The 26469-nt window shown below is 62.0% G+C and carries 14 protein-coding genes; 6 read left to right on the forward strand and 8 right to left on the reverse strand.

The window, feature by feature from the left end:
- Positions 1-16 precede the first annotated feature (16 nt).
- The 5 genes from cobG (at position 17) to AC0IXA_RS13240 (ending at position 11840) form a co-directional block, all read left to right on the forward strand.
- Positions 17-1315: a precorrin-3B synthase gene (cobG, locus tag AC0IXA_RS13220; protein ID WP_471813371.1), complete on the forward strand. Its 1299-nt coding sequence runs from the start codon at positions 17-19 to the stop codon at positions 1313-1315.
- A complete protein-coding gene (locus AC0IXA_RS13225) occupies positions 1308-1934 on the forward strand; it encodes a precorrin-8X methylmutase (RefSeq protein WP_024011415.1) in 627 nt (208 codons plus the stop codon). Before cobG ends, AC0IXA_RS13225 begins: the two co-directional genes overlap by 8 nt.
- Entirely contained in the window at positions 1931-2665 is a 735-nt protein-coding gene (locus tag AC0IXA_RS13230; RefSeq protein WP_373877941.1) for a precorrin-2 C(20)-methyltransferase, read from the forward strand. Before AC0IXA_RS13225 ends, AC0IXA_RS13230 begins: the two co-directional genes overlap by 4 nt.
- Complete coding sequence (gene cobJ / locus AC0IXA_RS13235) at positions 2665-4365, forward strand: precorrin-3B C(17)-methyltransferase (protein WP_341638516.1); 1701 nt, start codon at positions 2665-2667, stop codon at positions 4363-4365. The genes AC0IXA_RS13230 and cobJ overlap by 1 nt, the downstream gene beginning before the upstream one ends.
- 368 nt (positions 4366-4733) lie before the next feature.
- Positions 4734-11840: a TcdA/TcdB pore-forming domain-containing protein gene (locus AC0IXA_RS13240; RefSeq protein WP_471813374.1), complete on the forward strand. Its 7107-nt coding sequence runs from the start codon at positions 4734-4736 to the stop codon at positions 11838-11840.
- A gap of 77 nt (positions 11841-11917) precedes the next feature.
- On the opposite strand, the gene AC0IXA_RS13245 is transcribed toward AC0IXA_RS13240, so the two are convergent.
- The 8 genes from AC0IXA_RS13245 to prmA form a co-directional block, all read right to left on the reverse strand.
- Positions 11918-12514, reverse strand: coding sequence for a MarC family protein (locus AC0IXA_RS13245; protein ID WP_016771870.1), 597 nt, complete (start codon positions 12512-12514; stop codon positions 11918-11920).
- A gap of 62 nt (positions 12515-12576) precedes the next feature.
- Positions 12577-15354 (reverse strand): hybrid sensor histidine kinase/response regulator, encoded by a 2778-nt coding sequence (locus AC0IXA_RS13250; RefSeq protein WP_122610421.1) that lies wholly within the window; start codon positions 15352-15354, stop codon positions 12577-12579.
- Positions 15355-15453: 99 nt separating this feature from the next.
- Positions 15454-16749: a phosphoribosylamine--glycine ligase gene (gene purD, locus AC0IXA_RS13255; RefSeq protein ID WP_073471778.1), complete on the reverse strand. Its 1296-nt coding sequence runs from the start codon at positions 16747-16749 to the stop codon at positions 15454-15456.
- A gap of 151 nt (positions 16750-16900) precedes the next feature.
- A complete protein-coding gene (purH, locus tag AC0IXA_RS13260; protein WP_071174281.1) occupies positions 16901-18508 on the reverse strand; it encodes a bifunctional phosphoribosylaminoimidazolecarboxamide formyltransferase/IMP cyclohydrolase in 1608 nt (535 codons plus the stop codon).
- A gap of 83 nt (positions 18509-18591) precedes the next feature.
- Positions 18592-18912 carry a DNA-binding transcriptional regulator Fis gene (fis, locus tag AC0IXA_RS13265; RefSeq protein WP_002555375.1) on the reverse strand — a complete coding sequence of 107 codons (321 nt, stop codon included), beginning with the start codon at positions 18910-18912 and terminating at the stop codon, positions 18592-18594.
- Positions 18909-19919, reverse strand: coding sequence for a tRNA dihydrouridine synthase DusB (gene dusB, locus AC0IXA_RS13270; protein WP_016771866.1), 1011 nt, complete (start codon positions 19917-19919; stop codon positions 18909-18911). The genes fis and dusB overlap by 4 nt, the downstream gene beginning before the upstream one ends.
- A gap of 184 nt (positions 19920-20103) precedes the next feature.
- Positions 20104-21363: a DUF3426 domain-containing protein gene (locus AC0IXA_RS13275; RefSeq protein WP_471813380.1), complete on the reverse strand. Its 1260-nt coding sequence runs from the start codon at positions 21361-21363 to the stop codon at positions 20104-20106.
- A gap of 30 nt (positions 21364-21393) precedes the next feature.
- The gene (prmA, locus tag AC0IXA_RS13280) at positions 21394-22272 is read right to left on the reverse strand and encodes a 50S ribosomal protein L11 methyltransferase (protein WP_471813382.1); all 879 of its coding nucleotides are present in this window, start codon (positions 22270-22272) and stop codon (positions 21394-21396) included.
- A 194-nt stretch (positions 22273-22466) separates the two neighbouring features.
- On the opposite strand from prmA, the gene AC0IXA_RS13285 reads away from it, so the two are divergent.
- The gene (locus AC0IXA_RS13285; protein WP_471813384.1) at positions 22467-26420 is read left to right on the forward strand and encodes a type III effector 1; all 3954 of its coding nucleotides are present in this window, start codon (positions 22467-22469) and stop codon (positions 26418-26420) included.
- Positions 26421-26469: the final 49 nt, after the last annotated feature.

Raw genomic sequence — 26469 nt, forward strand, 5'->3', positions numbered from 1 at the left:
CTTGAACGAACGCCCGATGTCCACCGCTTTACGCCCCTCGGCCTGTCCGGGGTTGCTGCGTATCGTCCAGGCACTGGACGGCGGTATCTGCCGGATCAAGCTCGATGGCGGTTCGACCAGTGCTGATCAGGCCGATGCGGTGGCCGCTGCCGCCGAAGCGTTTGCGAGCGGTGCGATCGAAGCGACCAATCGCGGCAATCTGCAGATTCGCGGCATCGGTGCGCAATCGGCAGCGCTGATCGAGCGCTTGCTGGCCGCTGGCCTCGGGCCAAAGAACGCTGCCGGCGACGATGTGCGCAATCTGATGCTCAGCCCGGCCGCCGGCATCGATCGGCAGATGCTGATCGACACGCGCCCGCTCGCAGGGCAAATCCTCGACACCTTGCAAAGCCATCCGCGCTTCCATGAGTTGAGCGCCAAGTTCGCCGTGCAGCTCGATGGCGGCGAAGCGCTGGCGATGCTCGAACATCCCCATGATCTGTGGTTGTCGGCATTCGAGCGTGACGGCGAAGTCCTCTGGGCATTCGGTCTTGCCGGTTGCCCGACCGATCGCCCTCTCGGCGCTGTGACTCAGGACAACGCTCACGCGCTGGTGGTCGCCGCGCTGGAGCTGTTCCTCGACCTGGCCCGGCCAGAGCAAACACGGATGCGCCATCTGCTCGACGAGTTGCCCAGGCTCGCGCTTCTTGAATCGTTGCGCGAGCGCGTATCGGTCAAAGCAATCCGCAACTGGCAGCGCCCGACGTCGGCAGACGCGCTGCACATCGGCGCTCATCAGCAGAACACGCAAGGTCGCTGCTACGTCGGCGTGGTGCCGCCACTGGGCCGACTTGATCCGGCGATGCTGCGTGGCGCGGCGCAACTGGCCCGACAGTCTGGCGATGGCAGTCTGCGCTTCACGCCGTGGCAGAGCCTGCTGCTGCCGAACGTGAAAGCCACGGATACCGACAACGTGCTTGAGCAGTTGCGGGCGTTGGGCCTGCTGACGACCGACGCCGAACCGCTGACAAGGCTGATCGCCTGCACCGGCGCCGATGGCTGCGGCAAAGGCCTTGCCGACACCAAGCAGGATGCCCGGCAACTGGCACCTTTGCTGCCCGCAGGGCTCAGCGTGCACCTGTCGGGCTGCTCGCGCTCCTGCGCCGCCGCCCACTGCGCGCCAGCCACGCTGCTGGCCGTCGCCCCCGGTCATTACGACCTCTATTTTCGCGATGCAGCACAGCCCGGATTCGGCACGCTGCACGCCTGCAACCTTACTATTGATGCGGCCGCGACCCTGCTCGACGCCCGCTCCCGGAGCCCCCTTGATGCTTGATTACATCCGCGACGGTCAGGAGATCTATCGCAACTCCTTCGCGATCATTCGCCGCGAGGCCAATCTGGCGCGCATTCCCGCCGATCTGGAAAAGCTTGCGGTGCGGGTGATCCACGCCTGCGGCATGGTCGAGGCCGTCGACGGTCTGCAATTTTCCGAGGGCGCGGGCAAGGCCGGGCGCGATGCTCTGGCGGCCGGTGCGCCGATTCTCTGCGACGCGCGGATGGTCTCCGAAGGCGTGACCCGCGCGCGCCTGCCGGCCAATAACCAAGTGATCTGCACTTTGCGCGACGACAGCGTGCCGGAGCTTGCTCGTGAGCTGGGCAACACCCGCTCGGCCGCCGCGCTGGAACTGTGGCGCCCGCACCTCGAAGGCAGTGTGGTGGTGATCGGCAACGCACCGACCGCGCTGTTCTACTTGCTGGAAATGCTCGACGCCGGCGCGCCGAAACCGGCACTGATCCTCGGCTTCCCCGTGGGTTTTGTCGGCGCTGCCGAATCGAAAGCGGCGTTGGCGGCCGACAGTCGCGGCGTGCCGTTCGTGATCATGCAAGGCCGGCTGGGCGGCAGCGCCATGGCCGCCGCCGCCGTCAATGCCCTCGCCACGGAGATCGAATGATGCAGGCCAAAGGACGTCTGATCGGCCTCGGTGTCGGCCCCGGTGATCCGGAACTGATCACCGTCAAAGCCTTGCGCCTGCTGCGCGAATCGCCGGTGGTCGCGTATTTCGTGGCCAAGGGCAAGAAGGGCAATGCGTTCGGCATCATCGAGGCGCATCTGGTCGAGGCGCAAAATCTGCTGCCGCTGGTCTATCCGGTGACCACCGAGGCGTTGCCGGCGCCGCTGTCGTATGAACAGGTCATCAGCGATTTCTATGACGAAGCCGCTGTGGCGGTCGCCGAGCATCTGGATGCCGGCCGCGACGTGGCGGTGATCTGCGAAGGCGACCCGTTCTTCTACGGTTCCTACATGTACCTGCACGACCGCCTCGCCAGCCGTTATGAGGCCGAAGTCGTCCCCGGAGTGTGCTCGATGCTCGGCGGCGCTTCGGTGCTCGGCGCGCCGCTGGTGTATCGCAATCAGAGCCTGTCGGTGCTTTCCGGCGTGCTGCCCCAGGAAGAATTGAAGCGGCGTCTGGCCGATGCCGATGCGGCGGTGATCATGAAACTGGGGCGCAACTTTCCCAAGGTGCGTCAGGTGCTGGAAGAACTCGGTCTCGCCGAGCGCGCGCTGTATGTCGAGCGCGCGACCATGGCCAACCAGAAAATCGTGCCGATGGATCAGGTCGAGCCGATGTCCTCGCCGTACTTCTCGCTGATCATCGTCCCGGGCGAACGGTGGCAAGGTTGATGAGCCAAGCGACTCCCGCCATCGTCATTCTCGGCCAGGGCAGCCTCGCCACGGCGCGGCGCATTCAGCAGGTCTACCCGGCGGCGCAAATCCATGGCCTTGCCGGACGGGTTGAAGGCGCCGACAGCCGCTATGAGGAATTCGGCGCGACCCTGCGCGCGTTGTATCAACAGGACACGCCGATCATTGCCCTGTGCGCGGCCGGCATTGTCATTCGCACCCTGGCGCCGCTGTTGCTGGAGAAAGGCGCCGAACCCGCTGTGCTGGCCGTGGCCGAAGACGGCAGCGCGGTGGTGCCGTTGCTCGGTGGCCTCGGCGGGGTCAACGTCATGGCCCGGGAGATTGCGGCGGCGCTGCAAGTCGCGCCGGCGATCACCACCAGCGGCGAATTGCGCTTTGGCACCTGCCTGCTCAATCCGCCAAGCGGCTACGCACTGGCTGATCTGGAATCGGGCAAACGCTTCGTTTCCGATCTGCTCGCCGGGCACAGTGTGCGCATCGAAGGCGCGGCGCCGTGGCTGGATCAGGCGCAGTTGCCGCAGGATCCGCAGGCGCAGCGGTCGATTCATGTAAGCAGTGCGCAGCGGGTGGCCAGTGCCGATGAATTGCTGATTTACCCGCGCAGTGTGGCGGTGGCAGTGAGCGCTGACGTGGCGGATCTGCCGAACGCCATTCGCGCTGCGTTGCACCAGGCCAGCGTCGCCGTGCCGGCACTGGCGTGTCTGGTGGCAGCGGACGCTGAAATGGCTGCATCAAATCTGCGCGAGGCTGCGCTCGAGTTGGGCGTGCCGCTGCGCTTCGTCGCGGCGCAAAACGATCTTCAGACGTTGGCGCGCGTTGCAGTGCCTGCGGCGAAGGTGATCAGCGCGGAACATCTGGCTATCGCAATTGCCGAGCAACCGCTGGACGTCGCGCAGATCGGCCGCCCGCGTGGTCGCCTCGCGGTCATTGGCCTTGGCCCCGGCGCCGCCGAACTGATGGTGCCCGCGGTGAAAGCCGAACTGGCCCGCGCCACCGATGTGCTTGGCTATGAAACCTACGTGCGCATGGCCGGCCCGTTCCGCGATGATCAGGTGCAGCACTGCACCGACAATCGCGAAGAAATGCAGCGCGCCCGCCATGCTTTCCGCCTCGCTGCCGAGGGACGCTCGGTGATCGTGGTTTCCTCGGGCGACCCGGGCGTATTCGCCATGGCCGCTGCGGTGCTCGAAGCCCTGCACGAATCGGACGATCCGGCGTGGCACAGCGTTGATCTGGAAATCCTCCCGGGCGTTTCCGCCTCGCTGGCCACTGCGGCTCAGGCCGGTGCGCCGCTGGGCCACGACTTCTGCGTGATGTCGCTGTCGGACAACCTCAAGCCGTGGTCGATCATCGAAAAGCGTCTGGATCTGGCCGCCGAAGCGGATCTGGCCCTGGCGTTCTACAACCCGATTTCCCGGGCGCGCCCGTGGCAGTTGGGCCGGGCGCTGGAGATCGTTGCGCATCACCGCTTGCCTGAAACACCGGTGGTCCTTGGTCGGGACATCGGCCGGCCGGGGCAGACGCTGCGCACCACGACCCTGGGCGCATTGACACCGGAACAGGTGGACATGCGCACCATGGTGTTGATCGGCTCTTCGACCACCTGCACCTTCGCCCGTGCCGGGGGCGGTGAATGGGTGTACACGCCGCGTTGGTATGGTGAAAAACCGCTTTCCTGAAAAACCCTCCGCTCATGCAATTCTCAGCGACGGGAAAGTTTGAGCGGTTGTAAGTCCGATTGAAGTTTCAATTGTTTTCCACCAGCAATAAACAATGGTCATGTCCCACAGGGCAGGACCATTTTTTATGCCTGACGGTCGCGCCGGTCCGCTAATTATTTCGCTGCCGTTACAGCGTACTGCTCCGGTGTTATCAGATATTGCCGGGGACAAGCTTTGTATTCCTTGTTGTTTGTGTGGCGCGTATCCGCCCACTAGGGTGCTGTGTTCACAGCACTTGTCGAGTGTCGTTCAAATCAATCTACCGCTCTGCAGTGGCGCGAAAGTGTGCGCGGTCAATGAGCCATTTAATAAACAAGGAGTGTGTAATGGCTTTGAAAAACGATTATTCGTTCGGGCGAGCGTTCATATCTGCGCAAGAGTATTCAGTGCTTTCCAGGACGTTGCGGGAGTTCTCTGCCTCGGCGCAGTACCAAGCGCTGAACGACTGTTACCAGCAAGCCAGTCAAACGACCGATCCGGTGTCGTTGTTGACCCTGGCGAGCTTGTTTCAAGAGCAACTTGCAGCGCTGCTCAAACGCAAGAAAACCCCTGTCCCGGTGGCTGTCGATGACATTGCGCGCGGGCTGCAACGTTATCTGTCACGGCTTTCGACGACCGTGGAAATGTTGTCGGGGCTGACCCGGCCGGTTCCGAAGGTAATCCATTTCGTTTGGGTTGGCGGCAGCGAAGTCGGTGTCAATCAGCGCGATTACATGAATATCTGGCGCCAGGTGATGGCGGCGGAGGGTTACCGCTTCAACCTTTGGTACGACAGCGATGCGTTGCTGGCTTTCGAGATGAACCGGGTCATTCTCGACAGTGCCAGGGCTGATGCGATGGCGTCCGGTGGCGCTGCACTCAAGCATGCCGGGCGACTGGCGACGATGATTGAAGACCGCGCACGGGTGTTGAAACAGCAGATGTTCGACTACCTCAGCCAGCCGAAGTGGAAGGGGCGAACCGATGAAGCACGCATCGATCTGATGGTGCGTGCGTATGGCAAGGACCGCGCGACGCTGCAGGCTTTCCGTCAGCGCTGCCTCGACAGCCATCTGGCGATGGAGGGTCCGGATCTGCAATTGCGCGATGTCACTCACGCTTTAGCCGACGACTTGCTGGCGGACGTCTACCGCCGCGAAGTGTCAATGCGTGGCAATTTCGCTGCGGCGAGCGATGTAGTGCGCTTGCAGGCGGAACTTCGTGAAGGCGGGCGTTATACCGACATGGATTATCTGCCGCCACTGCTCGACAAGTTGGGCGGTGTCGATATCAGCGATTACAGCCAGACGCAGAAAATCGCGGTTCTGCAACTTCTGTTGAACAATAACCCGCAGTTGATGCCTGGACGCGATCCACAGCATTACCCCGACAGAACCGACAGTCTTCCACAACAACATAAACAACTTTTCGAGGATTTTGCTCGCAGCAAACCCGACGTGCTTGAACTGTTCGTGCCGCCACAAACCGTGGAGGCCGGTGAGAACGGCTTTCGCATGGGGCTGCAAATCGGCGAAGAAATGAATGCACATTTCATCGCCCAGCCGGGTAGCGGCATGACGATGTCGATCATGCAAGTCATTCGGCTTAATTACGACGTGCTTACTGAAGTTGAAAGACGCATGGCCAACTCGGAATCCGGGTGGGCCGACAGTGAAACCCTGACCACGGTCGCTGCGGCAGTCATCGAAGAGATGTTGGTCAGGTCGAACTTCACCAACTGGAATGAAGCTTATGCCTACCAATTGCTCAAAGCGGTTGTCACCTATTACCAGGACGGCATTCGTAATGACGCGGGGGGAACGGTAACGCTCACCGGCCCGGGCGCGGCCCTCGCCGGATTGCATGAATACATCGAAGCAAATTGCGATCCGTTTTTCACTCGTGAGGTGTTGGCGCAACAGCGTTTGCGCGAGGGCTATAACGTCAATACCGAAGAAGAGACCATTTCCGGCTGGATCGTCAGGGGCACGGAAAAAGACTGGCTGGAGATGGAACACGCCCGCTGGGCCGAGGGCAAGCTCAAATCCCTTTATGCCGGACGCTTGTCCGACCTGCTCAGCGATCGAAGCCTGATCTTCGAGCGCGGCTGGCCTGTTGTCGAGGGCAAACCGGTGCTGTTGACAGCGGTGCTGCAGCGCTTGATGGATGATCTGGGCGAGCCGTTCATTCGAGCGATGCGAGACAAGCTGAGCGGGGAGGTTACCTTCGATCAAGCCGTGGTCATCGACTTCGACACCCGCCAACAGGTGCTGGCGCAAGGATCTGTCGTGGTGCCGAGTTCCCGTGGCGCGGATTCTGTCAGCCATCTCAACGAACTGTTCAGCCGCATCGCCCACGGCACGCTGCCGCTGGAGCAACTGAGTCCCGCGATGCGGGTCGTGCTCGGGGGGATTTTCGGCGCGACGAGCGTGGACGATGGCGGGTTCGCCGATACCTGGCAACAGGTGCGCGACCTGGCCATCGGCACCGACCGCGACGGCACTTTCGCGCGCTACGATGCGATTGAAAAAGCCGTGCGCCAGCGCCGCTCGGCGGCGTTCGAAAACGGGCTGGAACGCGACCTGCCGACGGCCACATTGACGACCCGCGAGCTCAAGGTGCAAGCCATGTCCGAGCCGCTGACGCTGCGCCAGTGGGGCGAGCGTATCGGTCAGATCAAGCGCAGCGCCCGGCAGGAGTTTCGCACGCAGATCTTGCAGCGCAGCGGCCAGGTGCGTGACGTCTTTTTCAAGGCCGGCGCGGTGTCGGTCAAGCAGTTGCCGCAGGATCTGTTGCAGCACAACGCAGGCGACCCGGGGCGCCGCTGTTATCCGCTGGCGCTGCTGATGGGCGCCGCCGTTGCCGCTGGCGAGCCGGCGGAAAGGGCGTTGGTCGGGCATGTCGCCAACGCCGGCGCGAGTCCCGACGAACTTGGCTCGCAGGCGTTGCGCAGTGCGCTGGACGAACTGCGCGCCTTGCCCACCGGCGAGGTCGGCAGCGCTCGCGGCGTGCAGCGCATGGACAGCATCATGGCCGCGCTGGACGCCAGTGCGACGCCTGCGGTGCTGCTGCTCGACACTGGCGACCACGCCCTGCTGCTGGCCAAAGTGCGAACCGGTGAGGAAGCGGCCTATCGCTTCTACGACCCCAACTTTGCTCTCTATGGGTTTGCCGATGGCGCGCAGTTGCAGCGTGGCGTAGAGCGTTATCTGAGCGCGGACGACAACGCACTGGCGAAGCTTTATGGCTTGGGCTATGCGGCCAATGCGCCATTCAACGTGATCGAACTGGACACCTCGGCGATCGCCGAACGCAGGCTGTCATCGGATCTGCGCGTGGACAGTTTTCTGCACAACGTTGCACTGGCCGATCCGCAGGGAGCGTCGATCTGGCACAAGCAAGCGCTGGCCCGTACCCGGTCTCTTGGGGAAAACGCTCGGCTGGGCGCCAGTCTCGCGCAACTGGATGCACGCTACTGGGCCAGCGAGTTCGAGCAGGCGACCGAGCGCTTGCGCCGTGAGCACAACCTGGCGCGTGATTACGTGCCATTGCTCGATACCCTCGGCAACAAAGCCGACGGCGGCCACAGCATTACCCTGATCGATCCGCGCGATGCGCAAAACACCCTGACGGTGATCACCCGCGATTCGCGCTTTCAGAAAATCAGGCAATACGTCGAACGACTCGTGCAGGGCGGCGCGGCCAGGCCCGGGCAGACGGCTGACCACGACGGGGGCAGCCGGCTAAGTTTTGCCTTTGCGATCCAGACGCTGATCAGTGAAATGCGCCAGCGCGATTACCGTGCTGGCGATACCGTGCCGGCGCTGACCGTTGCTCTGCAGATCCAGGTGTACGTCAGTTATGCACAGCTGGGCTTTGGTGTCGCCAGCGATGCTGTGCAGATCGTCCAACTGGTGCGTCAGGTAGCAGCGGCCGAGCGGGCGTTGCAGCAGGGCTCATTCGCCGCACGCCTGGCAGGACAGGCCACGATGGGCGTTGGTGTGGCATTTTCCGTGGCCAATATCGGCTTCGACATCTACAACCTGACGCAGGCAGAGAATCATGAGCAGCGAGCGCGGTTCTCCACGTCCCTGGCGTTCAACACGGCGGCGCTGGGTCTGGATCTTGTCGCCCTGGCAGCGGGCGGAACGGTGGCCGCATTCGCCGCAGCGCTGGCCGTGCCGCTACTGGGCGTGGGTATCGGGGTGACCGCCATTGCCAGCAATCTCGGGCAGATCATGGACAAGGCTGCGGCCATTGGCGAGCACCTCTCGCAGATTCACGACGCTTATCAGCAATCTTACGAACGCGCTGGTGCGGTCTTGCAGTTCCCCGCACTGGCCGTGATTACCGAGGTGGATCTGCACAGCAGAAGGGTGGCGTTCGAGGGGCAGAAGTTTTACCCCTGGAAAGGTAGTGCGCTGGAGCTGCCGCAGTACGACGATGATCCAGCCAGGCGACATGCCGCGATCAACATCCCCAGAGCCTTTCAACGGCCTGCTGTCGGCAGCGTCTGGGGGACCTTGCCCGAGGCGCTGGTGCTGCCCTGTTCACCCGTCTGTTACTACGGCTACGAATATCAGCTCGGCAGCGCCGGGGCCGTGCCTTTTTCCAAGACCCGCTATCCGCGGTTGCATGACCGCCTGGCACATCAGCTGGAATATGACGCGCTCGGTAACCGGGTGTTCTACCTGTTCAGTACGCCGTTTGCGCCGCACATACTCTTCAAGCTGCATCCGGTCTTCATGGCCACGACCATCAAGGTGCAGTTGAGCGCTGAGGTCAGCCAACTGGTGGTTCCGGACCTGCCACCAGAGTGGCGCGAGAAGATTGCCTACCGGATCACCGCACCGCAGGGGCAATACCGGATTCGATTGGTGCCAGGCCTGCTGGCGGTGAATTTTGAACAAGCGCAGGGCTGGGAACGGGTGACGTGGACGGTGCAGGCGGCCTGGGCCCGGGTGGAACAGGTCAGCTTTCGGGAAAAGCCACGGGACAGCATCGACAGCGCACCTGACATGCTGGTCGATGGCGTGGTGTTGAATCGTTTCGACGGTGTCATCGAGCTGGCCGAGGGGCTGTTCCGGATCGACTGGACAGGCCTCAGCCTGCATCTGATCGGTGTTGTTCTCGACTACGAAAACGAAGCTGCGGATCAGCAGCGCAGCGCCAACATGGCAGCCAGCGGCATCCCGGCGCCGGTTCTGCGCTATCTGCGCGTTCAGGTCACCAGCGGGCAACTGACCGCAGCGTATTTGCCGTTACGTAAGTTCAGAGTGCCGTTCAATTCGCCGGGCCAGCCAGTGGTGACCACCGGCTATTACGACACTGCGCGGGATCGGGTGCTGTTCGCACGTAACCTGCCGCAGGAGGTCAACGAGGGCGTGGTTCTGGCAGGCGTCAGCGCCCGCCATGCGTGGTTCTACCATCCCGATCATCCATCGCTATGGCGGGTCGATGTGCTGACCGGTACTGTCCAGCATCGCTACCGACTGAAAAATCCGCGTAGGGGATCGACGATCATTGGCTGCCAACAACAAGCCGATGGTGCGCTGCGGATTGCGCAGAGGCTGACGGCAGAAGCGTTGCATGGCACCACCACCATCGAGTATCGGATCACCGCTCAGCAGGTGGAGCTGACGGCTTGCAAGATCACTTTCGCGGCAGAGGATTATCGGTTCGAACCGCGCGAAGCGCTTCGACAAATCGATGCCCCGTTCAGGCGCGAATCGCCAGACACGCCCGCCAGCAGCAGCGGCTGGTCTTATGTTCCGTTCATTGTCGTGGAAGGCTATGCCGGGTTGCGTCGGCGCGACCGGGCCTGGCTGAACAAGGCGACGGGCAAGTGCATTCAGGCCGGGCAGGACCGGTCCTGGCCCGAGGACTTGTTGATGCTGGTGCCGTCCAGCGCGGAAAACAACGCGGTGCTGTTCTATAGCCCGCAGGAGCGGACGATCAGCCGCGGCATCGAACCCCGTGCCGGTCATTGGCAGAATGTGGTGATCGAACACGATGTGGTGGAGGTCACTCAGACCAATCAGCGTTTCATCGCCACCAAGGACGACGGCCGACTGTTCGAAATCGATATCGTCGACGTGCCGGCAGCGGCAGCGATCGACGACGCGATTGTGTTTCAGTACGGGGTACCTTCCCTTGCCCACAGAAGCGATGAGGCGTGGCTCGATCAGGCCGATAAGCCGTCGATCCTGCGGTTCGCCGGTGTCGGGCCGCGTTGGCTGCAGCGACATCCCGATTGGTTGAGCGCATTGCCCGCGCTGGCCACGAAAGCGCCGTTGCTGCCGTTGCCGATCTTCGGTTTACGTGATGTGGCAGGTCAGGCGTTCCTGGCGGCATGGTGTGTCGATGGCAGAATCGCTGTGGCCGATATCGGTCAGGGCAAGGAGCTGGCGCTGCTCGGTCTGACCCCGGATAACAGCGCGGTCTGGTTGCTTGAAATCAGCACCGGACAACTTTATCGCCAGCCGCTGATGGCGATCGAAGCACTGCGGGGAGTGTTTGCCGAGGACCATCGCTTGCTGAAATCGGAGGCGCTCGGCAGGCCTGAAAAGGTCTGGACGTCATGGACTTTTGCTGAGGTGCGACGCCAGGGTGAAGGGCTGGTCGCGCAGACCCTCGACGGGGTGCATCTGCAATTGCTGGATAACCAGCCGGCAATGATCGTTGGCGTGGAAAATCGCTGGTCTCATGTGCCGGGTCAGAGTGATGAACAGTTACGTGCGCGCCTGCGAGCGTTGTTGCACGGACATGCCCACGCGTCTGTCATACAAGTGGCAAGTGCAACCGGACGCTACCTGTATTACCTGCCGCAACTTGACCGGCTGTTCGATCTGGCCGGGCGCAGCGACGGGCAGTGGTCGGCATTTCTCGGTACGCGCGGGTCGAAGCAGCCGATGCTGTTCGACCCGGTCGACCAGTTGATTTTCAGCGCCGGCCCGAACGACGGCGTCTGGCTGCCCGGCAGTTATGCCCAGCGCGACGCCGAAGTCCTGGCGCTCGAGGTGGGTGATGACATGACAGAGATCGAGCCATTGCTGCCCGAAGGCGTCGCCAGGCTGCTGCTGGCTTTCGGTGCGCAGACCTCGGGTTATCGGCTGTCGCAAGCGTCCTTCCAGCGCCTGGACTGCATCGTGGTCGATGGACGACAGGCTACAGATGCTGAAACGGCAGAACCTTGCCTGCTGGATCTGGATCTGGACGAGTGCGGGCATTGGTGGATGTCACGGGTCGATGACGATGTGGTGCTGACCGATCCGGACTCCGGACACAGTCTGATCGTGCGTAATTTCGACGGACAACGCCCACTGCTACTGATGCTGCCCATCGCCGGGCGGCCACATACCTTGACGCTGGCTCAAGGGCTGCAAGCCTTCGCCACTGCGCGCGGTGTCGAGGCCACGGTCAGCCTGACAGCGGTGATCGCAGCGCTGCGCTGAGGCCGCCATGCACAACAAAACGCCGCGAACGGTGACCGTACGCGGCGTCTGTTGTGGCGGTTGCACTGCGACAATGCTCAAGGCACCAGATAACCCTTCACACCGGTAAAGATGATTTGCGCTGCCAGCGCGCAAACGAACAATCCCATCAAGCGGCTGACAATCTGCAAGCCCTGATCGCCGAGAATCCGCTCGATGCGATTGGACAGGTACAGCACCACACCGACAGTGAAACTGGCGAGCGCAATACTCATGATTGCGGTGAGCTTGTCGTCCCAGTGCGGCTGGCTGACGCCCATTACCAGCAAGGCGCCGATGGTGCCGGGGCCGACCGTCAGCGGAATGGTCAGCGGCACGATGGTCACGTCCTGCTGCACGTTATCGGCCTGCACCGCCGGTTTGCCCTGAGCCATGCCCAGCGCGGAAATGAACAACACGCTGCCGGCACCGATGCGGAAGGCGTCCACGGTGATGCCGAAGACATCGAAAATCACCCGCCCGAACAAATACAGCAGAACACTGGAAATCAGTGTGGCGAGGGCGACCTTCCACGCCAGACGCCGCTGTTCCTTGCGCGAATAGCCACGGGTCAGGCTGATAAAGCAGGACAACACGAAGAACGGGCTGTAGAGCACCAGCATCTTCAGATAAACGCTGAACAACACATGGAGCATGATGCAAGCTCACTGGCGATGGAGTCGGGGGGAGTCTAACAGGCACCGGACAATCTGTCGGTTTACGACGGCTGGGTCGTGGCCCGGTTCTGCTGATCGCGTTCGGCGACCCAATGCTCGATCAGTTCACGCAGTTGCGACAGCTCCACCGGTTTGGACATGTGCCCGTCCATGCCGGCCTGGCGGGCGCGTTCTTTGTGTTCGGCGAGAATGTGCGCGGTGAGGGCGACGATCGGTGTGCGGATGCGCTGATTGCTGACTTCCCAGGCGCGCAGTTGCTGCGTCGCGGAGAAGCCATCGAGGATCGGCATTTCGCAGTCCATCAGCACCAGGTCGTAACGTTGGGCCTTCATCGCTTGCAGCGCTTCTTCGCCATTGCTCGCGGTATCCGGTTGCAGATTGAGCTTGCCGAGCATGCCGCGAATCACTTTGGTCGAAATGGTGTTGTCTTCGGCGACGAGGATGCGGAAGTCGCTCGGCACCTTGGCCGCTGTGGCCGCCGTAACGACTTGCGGCTGGAACACCACCTGGCCCTTGTTGCGCTGATTGAGTTCGTCCGCCAGCGTGGTCTTGAGCGTATAACCGGCCACCGGTTTGGCCAGAATCCGTTTGATCCCCGAATTGCGCGCAATGATCTTGCTCGGCGCGTTGCTGATGCCGGTGAGCATGATCAGCAGAATGTCGTGGTTCAGGCTCGGGTCTTCCTTGATCTTCGCGGCCAGTTGCATGCCGGTCATGCCGGGCATGTTCTGGTCGAGCAGGACCACGTCGAAGTAATCGCGCAGGTGCGCCTTGGTGCGCAGCAGCGCCAGCGCTTCCTTGCCCGACGGTACGGCGCTGACATTCAGGCCCCAGGCGCTGCATTGCTGTACCAGCACTTTGCGGCAGGTGTCGTTATCGTCGACCACCAGCACCCGCGCGCCTTGCAGCGGGCTGTCCAGATCGGATGTCGGATGTTCGAGGCGATCCGGGTCCAGGGGCAAGGTCAGCCACAAAGTGCTGCCCTGAGTGGCGCCGCTCTTGATGCCGAACTCGCCTTGCATCAGACGAATCAGTTGGCGCGCAATCACCAGGCCAAGATTGCCGCCCAGGCGATTGGCCGAGAGGAAGTGCTTGCTGTGCAATTCGGCGTGCAGCAGCGCCTCGCGCTCTTCCGGCTCCATCGGCACGCCGCTGTCCTGCACGGCAATGCGCAGGCGCGGTTTGCTGCTGCGCTCGTCCAATGCAACGACGATCAGCACCTCGCCTTCTTCGGTTTTCTTCAGGGCGTTTTCCAGCAGGCTCAGCAAGGTCTGGCGCAGACGCGTCGGATCGCCGCTGATCACCCGTGGCACTTGCGGCTGGATGAAGCTGATCAGCTCGACGTTCTGTTGCTCGGCCTTGGCCCGGTAGATGCTCAGGCAATCGTCGATCAGGGCGTTGAGGTCGAACTGCACGTCATCGAGTTCGATCTGCCCGGATTCGAGCTTGGAGATGTCGAGGATCTCGTTGATCAGCGTCAGCAGTTCGTTGCCGGCGCTGTGGATGGTCTGCACGTAATCACGTTGCTTGACCGACAGCGGCGTGCCCAGCAGTAGCTCGGTCATGCCCAGTACGCCGTTCATCGGTGTGCGGATTTCGTGGCTGATCTTGGCGAGGAATTCGGCTTTGGCGTTGATTTCGGCGTTGCTTGCCGCGAGGTCGCGGCTGATGCTGAAACGGCTTTCGGTGATGCTGCGCTGTCGCTCGCCCAAGGCAATGCTCATCAGCAGGCCGCTGATGCAGATGAACACCATCAGCGTCATGATCAGGCCTTGCGGCGTGACCAGTGTCAGCCCCAGCAGCGCCGGCAGGATAACCAGGGTGCCGATGTTGAACACGACCATGGCGGCGACGAACAGACGCGCCGGGCGATAGCCTTTTTGCCAGTGATAGAAGCCCACCAGCAACATGCTCAGGCCGGCCAGTGCGACCAGGGCGTAGGTGATGATGTTCAGCGGCAAGGTGTTGACGAACAGCAGCAACAGGCTGCACGTGACGATCAACAGAATGTCGCCCCACAGCAGTTTGTTCAGCGCGTGCTGGCCCAGTGGCGCAAAGAAGCGCAGGGCGAACATCAACCCGGCTGGAGCCGTCAGCAGCAGTGCCAGATAAGCGCCCGGCGTCTGAATGGCTTGCCAGTTCGGCAGCCACGGACCGGCAAGGTTGAGCAACAGAAACAGACTCAGCCCCAGCAGGCCTTCACAGATCGCCAGCCACAGACTGCTGCGCGAGCGCGAGTAGGCGTAGCGCACCAAGTTGTGCAGCAGGAGCATGGCGAGGCAGCCGAACAGCAGGCCGAAAATCAGCGTCTGCTTCTGATCGGCGGCGCCTTCGATTGCCGCTTGCAGGGTGATGTGCGGGCGCAGCTGATGGCCGGAAACCATGCGTACGTAGACGTCCAGCGGTTTGTCGGCCTGGGGCAGCGGCAGCATGAAATCGCTGCTCGGCAATGGATGTTCGGCCTGGGGCCGTTCGTTGCCGGTATTGCGTTGCTCGATCAGCCGGTCGCCGTCGAGCACGTAGAGATTGAGCTGGGACAGGTCGGGGGCAAAGATGCGCAGCACTTGTTCGTGCTTGCCCGGCGCCAGTTTGAAGCGCAGCCACAGGGCGCCGTCGGGTTCGGCCGCGGTCAGGCGGTCAAGCTCGATGGGGCTGAATTGATTGGTGTAGCGAGCGGAGCGGATGTCGCTCAGTTGCAGGATGCCCTGATCGTCAAGCAATACCGACCAGCCACTGCCTTGCGCGGCCTGGGCCGGGAGCGTGCAGAGCAAGGTCATCAGCGTGACGGTGAAGCTTATGGCAATCCTGAGCCAGCGCACGGCGAAATCCCTTCGTAGGTTGATGCCAGAATATAACGATGCGCGACGACCGAACAGCCCGGCGAGGAATGGCATCCCGCGCCGGGCCTGATGGATCGCTTACTCCTGGGTTTCGCCGCGTTCACGGGCAATGGCGCGGTAGCCGATGTCCTTGCGGTAGAAGCAGCCTTCCCAGTCGATGGCAGCGGCCAGTTTGTAGGCCTGCTGCTGAGCTTCGCCGACGGTGGCGCCCATGGCAGTGGCACACAGTACACGACCACCGGCAGTAACGACCTGACCGTCTTTCAGCGCGGTGCCGGCGTGGAAGACTTTGCCTTCCAGAGCTGCCGCCGCGTCCAGACCGTTGATCGCTGCGCCTTTGGCGTAGTCGCCCGGGTAGCCGCCAGCGGCCAGCACGATGCCAACGCTCGGACGCGGATCCCATTGCGCTTCAATCTTGTCCAGCGCTTGCGCCAATGCGGCTTCGACCAGCAGCACCAGGCTCGATTGCAGACGCAGCATCACCGGTTGGGTTTCCGGATCGCCGAAGCGGCAGTTGAACTCGATGACTTTCGGGTTACCGGCCTTGTCGATCATCAGACCGGCATAGAGGAAACCAGTGTAGACGTTGCCTTCGTCGGCCATGCCGCGCACGGTCGGCCAGATCACCTGGTCCATCACGCGCTGATGCACGTCGGCGGTGACCACCGGGGCAGGGGAGTAGGCGCCCATGCCGCCGGTGTTCGGGCCGCTGTCGCCGTCACCGACGCGTTTGTGGTCCTGGCTGGTGGCCATCGGCAGCACGTTCTTGCCGTCGACCATGACGATGAACGAGGCTTCTTCGCCGTCGAGAAATTCTTCGATCACCACGCGCGAACCGGCGTCGCCAAACGAGTTTCCGGCGAGCATGTCACGCACGGCGTCTTCGGCTTCGGCCAGGGTCATGGCGACGATTACGCCTTTGCCAGCAGCCAGGCCATCGGCCTTGATCACGATCGGCGCGCCTTTCTCACGCAGATAAGCCAGGGCCGGCTCGATCTCGGTGAAGTTCTGGTAATCGGCGGTCGGGATCTTGTGGCGGGCGAGGAAATCCTTGGTGAAGGCTTTCGAGCCTTCCAGTTGCGCAGCACCGGCAGTTGGACCGAAGCAGTCCAGGCCACGGGAGCGGAACAGATCGACCACGCCAGCCACCAGCGGCACTTCCGGGCCGACGATGGTCAGGGAAACGTTTTTCTCGGCGAAGTCAGCCAGTTGCTCCAGCGCCAGCACGTCGATGGCGACGTTCTCGCACTTGGCTTCAATAGCGGTGCCAGCGTTGCCCGGTGCAACGAAAACCTTCTGCACACGCGGATCCTGAGCCACTTTCCAGGCCAGAGCGTGTTCACGGCCACCGCTGCCAATGATCAAAACATTCATTTCAAAAACCTCGGATGACGCTAATTCTGTGGGGGCTGATCGTTCCCACGCTCCGCGTGGGAATGCCTCTACGGACGCTCCGCGTCCGAGGGACGCGGAGCGTCCCGGGCTGCGTGCCCACGCGGAGCGTGGGTACGATCAAGCAAAATAATCAATGACGGAAGTGGCGCATGCCGGTGAATACCATTGCGATGCCGGCTTCATCAGCAGCAGCAATCACTTCGTTGTCACGCATCGAGCCGCCCGGCTGGATCACCGCAGTGATGCCGACCTTGGCCGCGTTGTCGAGGCCGTCACGGAACGGGAAGAATGCATCGGACGCCATGACCGAACCGGCCACCTGCAAACCGGCGTGTTCAGCCTTGATCGCAGCGATACGCGCCGAGTTGACGCGGCTCATCTGGCCGGCGCCGACACCGATGGTCTGGCGGTTCTTGGCGTAGACGATGGCATTGGATTTGACGTATTTGGCGACTTTCCAGGCGAAGATCAGGTCGTGGATTTCCTGTTCGGTCGGCGCGCGTTTGGTCACCACTTTCAGGTCATCGGCGCTGATCATGCCGATATCGCGGCTCTGCACCAGCAGGCCACCGTTGACGCGCTTGTAATCCCAGGCAGCGGCGCGCTCAGCCGACCACTCGCCGCAGGCCAGCAGGCGTACGTTGGCTTTGGCCGCGACGATGGCGCGGGCTTCTTCGCTGACGCTTGGCGCAATGATCACTTCAACGAACTGACGCTCGACGATCGCCTTGGCGGTCTCGGCATCCAGTTCACGGTTGAAGGCGATGATGCCGCCGAACGCCGACTCGGTGTCGGTGGCGTAGGCCAGTTCGTAAGCCTGGCGGATGCCGCCTTCAGCGTCCGGGCTGACCGCCACGCCGCACGGGTTGGCGTGCTTGACGATCACGCAGGCTGGCTTGACGAAGCTCTTCACGCATTCCAGCGCCGCGTCGGTGTCGGCGACGTTGTTGTACGACAGTTCTTTGCCTTGCAGCTGGGTCGCGGTGGCGATGCCGACTTCGGCAGGCTTGGCTTCCACGTAGAACGCCGCGCTCTGGTGCGGGTTCTCGCCGTAGCGCATTTCCTGAGCCTTGATGAACTGGCTGTTGAAGGTGCGCGGGAATTCGCTGCGACCTTCAGTGCTCAAGGTTTCAGCGGCCTGGTTCACGGTGCCCATGTAGTTGGCGATCATGCCGTCGTAGGCGGCGGTATGTTCGAAAGCCTTGAGCATCAGGTCGAAACGCTGGGCGTAGGTCAGGCCGCCGGCCTTGAGGTTTTCCAGGACGTTGGCGTAATCGCTGGCATTCACCACGATGGCCACGTCTTTGTGGTTTTTCGCTGCGGAACGGACCATGGTCGGGCCGCCGATATCGATGTTCTCGATGGCGGTCGGCAGGTCGCAGCCTGGCTTGTTGATGGTCGCTTCGAACGGGTACAGGTTGACCGCTACCAGATCGATCGGCTTGATGCCGTGCTCGTTCATGATCGCGTCGTCAGTACCGCGACGACCGAGGATGCCGCCGTGGATTTTCGGGTGCAGGGTTTTCACCCGACCGTCCATCATCTCGGCGAAACCGGTGTAATCCGCGACTTCCACTGCGGCAACGCCGTTGTCACGCAGCAGCTTGAACGTTCCGCCGGTGGAGAGGATCTCGACGCCCAGAGCTTCAAGCTCCTTGGCGAATTCGAGGATCCCGGTCTTGTCGGAAACGCTGATCAAGGCGCGGCGGATCGGCAGGCGGGTAGTCTGGTCGGTCATCTCAATTTCCATCAAAAGCAAAGGAAGTCAGCAAAAAAGGCGACCGTTTTTTACGCGGGCGCCTTTCTGGTTTGATTGAATGCTTACAGCAGATCGTACTGCTTGAGTTTCTTGCGCAGCGTGCCGCGGTTCAGTCCCAGCAGCTCACTGGCCTTGGTCTGGTTGCCCTTGACGTAGTTCATCACGCTTTCGAGCAGGGGCGCCTCGACTTCGGACAGCACCAGGTTGTACACATCCGTGACGGACGCGCCCTCAAGGTGGGCGAAATAATTGTGCAGCGCCTTCTCGACACTCCCGCGAAGGGTCTGGCCTTCTTCGCTCGGCGTGTTGAGGTGCTGTTTCAAATTCACGTTGTCGCTCACGGGTGTTGTTCCACTCACTAAAGTCTCGGTCATCATCGTCATGCGGCCACCCCTTCTTCGTCCCCTGTCAGGCTCTTGTAACGCTCGGCGAAGAACTCCCGAACGTCGGCGCATTGTGTTTCCGTACCATCCAAACGATTGAAACGGGCGCGAAACTCCCTGGCGCCCGGCAAGGTTGCGAGATACCAGCCCACATGCTTGCGGGCAATGCGCACGCCCATCACGTCGCCATAGAAGGCGTGAAGGGCAGCCAGATGCTCCAGCAGAATGCGTTCCACTTCGCTCAGTTCCGGCGCGGGCAATTTCTCGCCGGTGCGCAGGAAATGATCGATCTCGCGAAAAATCCATGGCCGCCCTTGAGCGGCCCGGCCTATCAGCAGGCCATCGGCACCGGTCGCGTCAAGCACGTATCGGGCCTTTTCCGGCGAATCGATATCGCCATTGGCAAACACCGGGATCGACACCGCCTGCTTGATCGCGGCAATCGTGTCGTACTCGGCTTCCCCTGTGTACAGATCGGCGCGCGTACGGCCATGCACGGCCAGCGCAGTGATCCCGGCCTGTTCGGCGATCTTCGCCACGTTCAGGCCATTCTTGTTTTCGCGATCCCAACCCGTGCGGATCTTCAGGGTGACCGGTACATCAACCGCGGCCACTACGGCCTGCAGGATCTCGGTCACCAGTGCTTCGTCTTTCAGCAACGCGGAGCCGGCGGCCTTGTTGCAGACCTTCTTGGCCGGGCAACCCATGTTGATATCGATAATCTGTGCGCCCAGTTCGACGTTGGCCCGTGCCGCATCGGCCAGCATCTGCGCGTCGCCACCGGCGATCTGCACCGAGCGCGGCTCGGGATCGCCTTCGTGGATCATGCGCATGCGCGACTTGCGGGTATTCCACAGGCTCATGTCGCTGGTGACCATTTCCGAGACTACAAGCCCTGCGCCCAGACGCTTGCACAGCTGACGAAAGGGCTGGTCGGTGACGCCCGCCATCGGGGCGAGAATCAAACCGTTCTGCAATGTATATGGGCCGATGCGTACCGCCGACATAGGACTTCCCTGAAGTGGGGCCGGATCATGAGAGTTCGAAAAAGGGTGGGCATGATACCCGCTCTCGATGACTGGTTAAAGGCTGAATTGAACAAAATCTGAACAGTTATTCTGTTATCGCCAACGGTTTGGTCGGCTGCGATCAGTCAGAAAAATGCCGTCAATCGGGAAACGCTGAAGCGGTTCATTCCGGCGAGTGGAAGTTCAGGCTGTAATTCACCGCTTTCGGCCCCGGATCGAGAATATCCAGGGCGATGTGGATCGGCGTCTGCGGCGGCATTTCCGCCAGGCCCTCGAGATCGCCGCTCAGGTACTCGCCGGGTTTGAAGCGACGACTGGCGATCAGATGACCATTGAGGTCGGCAAAACGCAGTTCGAGCAAGGGGAACGGCTGGGAAAACGTCGCCCGGTTGTAAATGATCGCATCGACCACCAGTGCCCCGCTGAACTCGGGATGGCTGCGCACCACCAGGTTGCTGCTCTTGATTTTGCCGATATCGACCTTTGACGGCACGGTGCAGCCGATCTGCGGGCAGATCTGCTGGAACCACGGTCGGTATTGATCCTGCCGCGCCAGTTCCTCGAAGTGATAGGCAACGTACTGAGCGGCAAGGCCGGCGGCGGCCAATACCACCAGCACCAGCCAGAGCAGGCGCCGGCCCCAGGGCGAGCGGCGTTGCTGCCAGTCCAGTTGCAGCGGGTCGTCGGTCAGATCCTGCAGGACCTCGGCGCGCACGCCGGGCTCGGCCCGTTCGCGTTTTTTGCGCGGCGAGGTGATCAATGGCAGATCGTCGTCATCGCTGTCGTCGCTGGCCGAGAAGCGTTCGCGGCGGGCGGTCGGGTCAATCGGATCGTGCAGGCGCAGTTGCGGTATCGGCGGCTCGTCATCCAGATCCACCGGTTCCAGTGATAACGAGGGTTCGGTGCGCTCGGGTTCGAGGGTTTCGACGCCGTCGATATCCGGCTCGATATCCTGCGCTACGCTGCGCTCATCGGCAGGTTCGCTGAACAGGCTGTCGGGCCATGTGCCTTCGTCCGGTTCCGGGCTGTCGCGCCGGGCGCTCAAGGATTCTTCGCGGGTACGGCCGAATTCGGCGGCGGGCTGGATTTCGCGCTGTTCGAGGCGGGCGAGTTCTTCGTCCAGATCGAGGCTGTCCAGATCCAGTTCCGACGCGCTCCATTGCTTCTGGCTGATGGCGCGCGGTGCGGGGATCTGTTCGACGACCGCAGAATCGCTGACAGGCGCGGGCGCTTCAGGCAGCGCTGGTGCGAGCGGCGTCACCGTGTCCTTGCCAGAATGTTGCTCGAGCAGCTGCTTGGCGGCATTGAACACTTGCAGGCAGGAGCCGCAACGAACCACGCCGCGCGCCACGCTCAACTGAGCATGGTTGACGCGGAAACTGGTCTGGCAATGCGGGCATTGGGTGACGAAACTGTCGGTCATGCGGCGATCCGGTTCAGGCAAGCGGTCATTTTAGCGCCGACGCCCGGTGATGCGCACCCAGCCGTCGCGAGTGGCGATCGGGTCGAGCTCGAAGTCCTGCGCATAAGCTGCCGCTACTTCTTCGCCCTGCTCGGCGAGAATGCCCGACAACGCCAGGCGCCCACCGCTCTTGACCAGGCTGGACAGTTGCGGCGCCAGCGACACCAGCGGGCCGGCGAGAATGTTGGCCACCAGCACGTCGGCCGGAACCGGCGGCAGATCCTCGGGCAGGTACAGCGGCAACAGCTCATCGGCAATGTTGTTGCGCCCGGCGTTGTCGCGCGAGGCTTCCAGCGCTTGCACGTCGATGTCGGTGCCCACGGCTTCCTTGGCGCCGAGCAGCAGGGCGGCAATCGCCAGAATCCCCGAGCCACACCCGAAATCCAGCACGTGGCAGTCTTTCAGATCCTGACCGTCGAGCCATTCCAGGCACAGTGCGGTGGTCGGGTGGGTGCCGGTGCCGAACGCCAGGCCCGGGTCCAGCAGCAGATTGACCGCGTCAGGCTCGGGTGCGGCGTGCCAGCTCGGCACGATCCACAGGCGCTGGCCGAAACGCATCGGCTCGAAACCGTCCATCCAGCTGCGTTCCCAGTCCTGGTCCTCGATGACTTCGCTGTGATGTTCGGGCAACGGGCTGCCGGTCAGCAATTCCAGATGGGCCAGCACCGGTTCCGGTTCGGTACCGCCTTCGAACAGCGCCAGCAAGTGGGTGTGCGACCACAGCGGCGTGGTGTTGAGTTCCGGTTCGAAGATCGGCTGGTCTTCGGCGTCCATGAAAGTCACCGACACGGCGCCGACTTCGAGGAATGCGTCCTCGTAGGTTTCGGCTTGTTCCGGGGTGATGGCGAGACGGACTTGCAGCCAAGGCATGGCGGGCACCTTTGAAAATCTGTGGGGCAGCCCGAAGCTGCAAAAGCGCGCAGTTTACGCCAGGTCGCCGGCAAAGTGGACACACCGCTTGGCTGTTACACATTCGCGGCCGCGATATACATATGTATGGCCTGAGCACTTTTGTCGGCAAATAGAGTGAGCGCTCATCTCTACGCAACAAAAGGCTGGACGACATGGCGGATCAACAAGGGACTGTAGAAGAAAAACCACCGATAGCCGCTGCGTCTACGGGGTCGGTGCAGGAGATCCTGCTGCGCATCACGCGCTGGCAGGTGATGATCGACAAGCGCTTGAACAGCCAGATGACGTTGCTCGAGGCGCTGGAGCATTTCGCATTGACTGAACTGCGCAGGCATTACCCGGACGGTCATTTCGCCCCGGGCTTTGTGGTTGCCCTGCTTGACGCCATTCTGCAAAAGCTTATCGACGGCCGGCCAGTCATGTTCCTCGCGATCCAGGACGCGCCATTTCGCTGGCCTGGGGGCGCCGATCCCGGTTTGCCGTCCAGCCGTCATGAGCATGTGATCCGGACGGTGGATAGCGTTTCGTTGCACTTCCTCGATCAGTACAAAAAATACCTGCGAGAACATTGGGCGACAAAAGGGCGGGAGGCGTTGTTCGATCGCCTGATCAAACGCAAGCTGCGGCGCTATGTCAAAGACATCGAGTTGCTGTTGCGCCGTGATCAACTGGCGGGCCTGACACTGGATCAATTGCGCAGCAAAATCGACCGGGTTCAGGCCCGCAGCACGCGTCGGTATCGATTGACCGCCCTGGCAGCCGGTGCAGAAAAAAAGATTCTCGAGGCCCATTCCTTCGCGCAACTGCCGTCATGGATGAAGGCGCTGAAGGAGCCGGATCGCGCCTCGTTGCGCGATTATCAGGAGCAGACCTCACTGGCCCAGGCAGCACTCGATGACCTGCTGCTGGGCTACGGCTCGTTGCGCGACTTTGCCCGCCAGCAGGCCATCGAATACATTCAGCTCAAGCTCGACATGACGGTTGAACCAGACCGGATCGACGTGCGGCTCAGATGGCGCTCGGCGGTCGGTGAGCCGACCCACAATCGCAGCCTCAGTGACCTGCTGGCATGCGGGCCGATCGGGCAGGACTTCGCAGCGGTACTGGAGATCAGCAGTCCTGCGCCATTGCGCAACCAGTCACTGAAGCCGACATTCATTGCCGACATGCTGGCGGAGCAGGATTATCCGGCGGACTACCTGCGCGTTCTCGCCGAACAGTACGAGCGTATAGAGGTGCAAAAGGCACTTGTCGACTGGTTTGCCGCACGGCTTCGGCAGAGCGCATTCGTCGCGCGCTGCGCAGCTCATCTGTCGGACTCCGACCATGAGCGTCTGGAGCAGTTGTGGACTGGGCACGCTATAAACAAACCGTTGCAAGTGGCGGCACTGACGCTGCCCAACGGCATGCAGTGCGCCGATCTTCTGGTGTTCTACCAGGCAGAGACTGAGCAAACGGTGAATAACCTGGTGCTGTACGCGCCCAACAAGCCGGACGGTCAGGAGTGGGTCCGGTTACCTTCGATCGCGGCGTTGACCGGCGAAGTGTGGAGCTGGACGCAGAGCGAATCCGGTCGCGAGTATCTGTTGCAGCAGCTTTCGCCGGCTGCACATCACCCTGCACGGGATTATCTGTTGGCCGCTGCGGCCAGCCCTGCTCTCTGGGGCATGCAGAGTGACCTTCGCCGAGCGCCCCTGCCGTTCACCGAATGCGTCGACGCCGCTGCAAAAATGGGCCTGGCAAACAACCTGCAGCGGGTCGAGCAGGACAACTCGCTGCGCTGGTACACGACGCTCGGGCTCGAGGCTCGCCGGCGCATCAGCAGCCTCAATCAGGAACTGATCGTTCATCAGCAGGTGTTCAACGAGCTGCTGGGCGGTTTCGAGGTTTTTGTCGATTTCGCCAGGCGCACGGTTGCCGCAGCGATCACGCCCTATATGCGCAGCAAGAACGTGCTGGAACCGGTCGATCCGGCCACTGTGTTGATCGATTACAACCCTGGCGTCGCCGACCGCAGGAAGCAGCAGGTTGCCACGCTGCTCGACCTGGCCATTCACGGCTACGATGACAACTCCGGCATCGAACATCCGAAAAGAGGCGTGCGATCGTCGGTTGGCCAGGATCTGAGCCAGGTGCGCAGCGCCGATCTGGCGCTGTATCTGCGCCGGGCGTGGCTGGGTGAAAAATACGCCAGCGAGATCCGTGGCAAATATCTCGACCCGCGTGATGCTGCCTACGAACCGCGTCGCTTTGCCTACCGCAACGTATTGCTGTCAAAGATGGACCGTGATTTGCGCGTGGCCAGAAGTCAGGCGCGATTGAGCGACGCGGTGTATTCAGCGCTGGTCCGTCAGGTCTCTCTGTTGAGCCAGGTGCCAGCGCCGGATACGCATTTTCCGGGCGCCAGCATGGTTGAAAGTGACGGCGTGTTCAGGTTCACGGTGCGCCATCACGTCGTGCTCGGGGTTTATGTCCTGACCTCGTTCAACCCTGAGCCGTCCTGGTGGCTGTACACGCCTGATGCGCCCGACGGCATTGTGGTGCGCGCATATCAATCACTGTTCGGCGACATCGCCAGCGCTTTGCATGACTACTTAATGGCGCGTACGCCGGTTGCCGCGCGCAGTATCGTGTCGCGCACCCTGTATGCGATTGCGGCAAAAAAACAACGCGTCGATACGCTGTACGAAGCGCAGCGCCTGATTGACGCGCGCAGCGAGTTCAACGCGTACATCGAGCGCGCGGTCACGGATGTGCAGGACATCACCACCAGCCGCGCGCAAATGATCGAACGCCAAGTGGTCAAGGGGCTGATGTTTGCAGCTGCACCGTTTTGCATGGTGTTCCCTCCGTTTGCCTTGCTGCTCGATGTCGTGTTCATCGCCGTCAGCGCCGGTCAGGCGGTCGCTGCGCATCTGGAGGGTGACGTCGATGGCGCGCTCGGCCACTGGCTGGAGGCGTCGTGGGGCGCGTTGTTCGCTATGGTCGGCGCCGGCAGTGCGATCAAGTGGCTGGGCGGTGCGGCCAGAAGTCTGAAGCACACCTTGAGGCCGGTCTCGTTATTGTCAGAGCGTCTGAACACCGTAGCTCCGCTGCGCAGGGAAGCGCTGCCAGCGATCCGCGAAGTACGCTTCCATGCCAGGCAGGCCGTCAGCAAGGCGCCCGAGCGTTTGCAAAGGGTGACCGAAGAAGGCGTCTTTTTCGGCACATGGCGCAGTCCGCCCAGCGCTGCGCAGCCGCAACCGGCCTATTACATTCGCAACAAGGGCAAGTATTTCCTGGTCAGGGAAAATCCGCACTTCGGTGGGCTGAGCCTGGTCGATGCCCGTCGCCCGACCGCCATCTATCAGCAACCGATACGTCTTACTGCGGGCGGCAAGTGGACACACGCCAGGGTCGGGCTCACGGGTGGCAACGTGCGCAACCTTGGGCGCGTGAGCGATTTGAATGATGCTTTTCCTGGAGGTGTCGAGCCCGTGCTGAACCGCGGCGCGCTGCAGGGCGAAGCGGTGGTGGCGCATTTTCGTCCCGGATCGCCAGATAACTATCTGTTTTCGTTGAATGCGCAGAGTTGCGTCATCGCCTCGCTGTATAACCCGACGACAAGGGTGGGGGCGGTCATTCATTTTGATCACAATATTCGCCCCTTGATCGAGCGAAGTGTCACGCAGGTGCTGGAGCGTCTGGGGGGAGCACCGCAGAACATTCGCGCCACGCTGGTGGGCGGCGACTGGCTGTCGGCGGGTGCTGACATCGGCGGTCCGGTCAGGCGCGTTTTGCGCGAACAGGGCCTGCAGCCGACCTGGGATTACTGGTCGTACTCGTCGTGCCTGGGCAACAGTTATGGCGTGGTGCTGAATCTGAACAATGGAGTCTCGAGAGTGTTCAAGCATTCCTCTGGTCAGATTGGCAGGCTGTACGACCCGCTTATCGCCAGATCGAGCTATGCCAAGGACGGGCTCTCGGTACGTGCCCGACACTTTACGAGGCGGTTCACCCGCAGGCCGTTACATGAAAACGCCGCAGGAGTGGTGGTCGATGAGGCTGGCCTGCGGGCATCTGCCACAATGGTCGAGCAGCAGGCGTTCTCCACGGTAATGGTCTGATGGGTTTGTTGCAGGCATAAAAAAACCCGATCCGCAGGGATCGGGTTTT

It is taken from the genome of Pseudomonas sp. AC083, assembly GCF_979253165.1.

Excerpts from the sequence above, each read along its gene's own strand:
- AC0IXA_RS13230 (WP_373877941.1), top strand. The coding sequence starts at position 1,931 with ATGATGCAGGCCAAAGGACGTCTGATCGGCCTCGGTGTCGGCCCCGGT.
- prmA (WP_471813382.1), bottom strand. The coding sequence starts at position 22,272 with ATGCCTTGGCTGCAAGTCCGTCTCGCCATCACCCCGGAACAAGCCGAA.
- AC0IXA_RS13225 (WP_024011415.1), top strand. The coding sequence starts at position 1,308 with ATGCTTGATTACATCCGCGACGGTCAGGAGATCTATCGCAACTCCTTC.
- fis (WP_002555375.1), bottom strand. The coding sequence starts at position 18,912 with ATGACGATGATGACCGAGACTTTAGTGAGTGGAACAACACCCGTGAGC.
- AC0IXA_RS13285 (WP_471813384.1), top strand. The coding sequence starts at position 22,467 with ATGGCGGATCAACAAGGGACTGTAGAAGAAAAACCACCGATAGCCGCT.
- AC0IXA_RS13240 (WP_471813374.1), top strand. The coding sequence starts at position 4,734 with ATGGCTTTGAAAAACGATTATTCGTTCGGGCGAGCGTTCATATCTGCG.
- cobG (WP_471813371.1), top strand. The coding sequence starts at position 17 with ATGTCCACCGCTTTACGCCCCTCGGCCTGTCCGGGGTTGCTGCGTATC.
- cobJ (WP_341638516.1), top strand. The coding sequence starts at position 2,665 with ATGAGCCAAGCGACTCCCGCCATCGTCATTCTCGGCCAGGGCAGCCTC.
- dusB (WP_016771866.1), bottom strand. The coding sequence starts at position 19,919 with ATGTCGGCGGTACGCATCGGCCCATATACATTGCAGAACGGTTTGATT.
- purD (WP_073471778.1), bottom strand. The coding sequence starts at position 16,749 with ATGAATGTTTTGATCATTGGCAGCGGTGGCCGTGAACACGCTCTGGCC.
- purH (WP_071174281.1), bottom strand. The coding sequence starts at position 18,508 with ATGACCGACCAGACTACCCGCCTGCCGATCCGCCGCGCCTTGATCAGC.
- AC0IXA_RS13275 (WP_471813380.1), bottom strand. The coding sequence starts at position 21,363 with ATGACCGACAGTTTCGTCACCCAATGCCCGCATTGCCAGACCAGTTTC.
- AC0IXA_RS13245 (WP_016771870.1), bottom strand. The coding sequence starts at position 12,514 with ATGCTCCATGTGTTGTTCAGCGTTTATCTGAAGATGCTGGTGCTCTAC.